At 30.9% G+C, this 1,702-nt stretch carries 3 protein-coding genes; all 3 read left to right on the top strand.

Going from position 1 to position 1,702, the window contains the following annotated elements:
* On the top strand, positions 1-357 hold a 357-nt coding region (locus AC1DTM_RS25325; protein ID WP_477001171.1), incomplete at its 5' end, for a glycosyltransferase.
* 26 nt (positions 358-383) lie between these two features.
* Positions 384-986 carry a sugar transferase gene (locus AC1DTM_RS25320; protein ID WP_016105877.1) on the top strand — a complete coding sequence of 201 codons (603 nt, stop codon included), beginning with the start codon at positions 384-386 and terminating at the stop codon, positions 984-986.
* A 12-nt stretch (positions 987-998) separates the two neighbouring features.
* Positions 999-1,702 (top strand): ATP-grasp domain-containing protein (locus AC1DTM_RS25315; protein ID WP_477001170.1); only part of this gene is annotated, 704 nt, incomplete at its 3' end.

The following is a 1,702-nucleotide window of genomic DNA, read 5'->3' as shown; positions in this document are numbered from 1 at the left end:
GTTCAATATTTAGGGTATAGAAAGGATATAAACAAAATACTGAGTATTACAGATGTAGGTTTGCTAGTTTCTTTGAGAGAGGGGCTACCAAGATCTGTGATGGAAATGATGACGATGAAAGTACCTGTTGTAGTAACGAATATTAGAGGTAATCGTGATTTAATACAAGATGGCTATAATGGTTTTGTAGTAGATGTTCGAGCTCCTGATCAAATAGCAAATAAGTGTTATGAAATCTTAACGAATAAAGAGCTAGCAAAAAAATTTGGGGCTAATAGTTATAAGAGAATAGTTGAGGAATATTCATTACAAAGAATTTTGGAAGAGTTAGGAGAAGTTTATAAGGAATTGGAGTGAAAAATTAGATGTAAGGTGGTTATATGATGAAAAAGTTATTTGATATAGTAATTGCTACTATTGCACTATTAATTACGTTACCAATAACTATAATAGTTTGTATTCTTGTTAGCATTAAATTTGGTACTCCGATTATATTTAAACAACAAAGGCCTGGATTGAAAGGAAAATCATTTTATATTTATAAATTTCGTACAATGACAAATGAAACGGATAGTGATGGAATATTGCTACCAGAAGAAAAGAGATGTACTGCTTTTGGAAATGCTTTAAGAAAAACAAGTCTAGATGAAATCCCACAATTAATTAATGTACTAAAAGGGGATATTAGTTTAGTTGGTCCAAGACCATTATTAATGGAATATTTACCTTTATATACAAAGGAACAAGCAAAACGGCATGATGTGAAGCCGGGGATCACAGGATGGGCTCAAATTAACGGACGTAATGCAATTTCTTGGGAAGAGAAATTCAAATTGGATATATGGTATGTAGAAAATCAATCTTTTAGATTAGATATAAAAATATTATGGCTAACGTTTAGGAAGGTAATAAAACCTAATGATGTAAATCAAAGCGGTAACATAACTATGGAGAGATTTGTAGGTAGTGCAGAAAAAATGGATTAGGAGGGATTTTTCGTGAATATACTTTTAACTTCAGCGGGTAGACGAAATTATTTGGTGAAATATTTTCGGAAGGCTTTAAAAGATTATGGAGGAAAAATTTATTGTACGGATGCTTCTACTGATGCACCAATCATTCAAGAAGCAGATAAAACGTTTATCGTTCCACGAGTGGATAATCCAACATATTTTGATGCACTATTAAAAATCTGTGAGGATTATGAGATAAAAATAGTTTTTTCATTAAATGATATAGAGATACCTTTACTAGCGAAACAAAGGGAAAGATTTTTAGAAAAGGGTGTTATTCCAGTAGTATCGCAATATGAAATAATAGATTTATGTCGTGATAAATTTAAATATAATAACATGTTAAAACAATGCAATTTAAATACTCCAAAAACCTATTCTACTTTAGAGAGTGTTCAAGAAGCTTTAAATAATAATCAAATAGGGTTTCCGTTAATAATAAAACCTAGATGGGGAACAGCATCTATAGGTGTCGAAGTTGTATATGATGAATATGAATTGGAACTAGCTTTTCGTTTTCTAAAGAGAAAACTGGCTCGTACAATATTATCAGAAGTGAGTAAACAGGATTTTGAACATTCCATTTTAATTCAAGAGAAATTAGAAGGAGCTCATTATAGCGTAGATATTATTAATGATTTAAATGGAAGATATGTGACTACGCTAGTTAAAGAAGTGATATCTATGCG

Source organism: Bacillus sp. P4_D3 (assembly GCF_056401855.1).
This window is presented reverse-complemented; position numbering and strand designations above follow the sequence as displayed.

Coding starts and splice junctions, on each gene's coding strand:
- AC1DTM_RS25320 (WP_016105877.1), top strand. CDS start 384: ATGAAAAAGTTATTTGATATAGTAATTGCTACTATTGCACTATTAATT.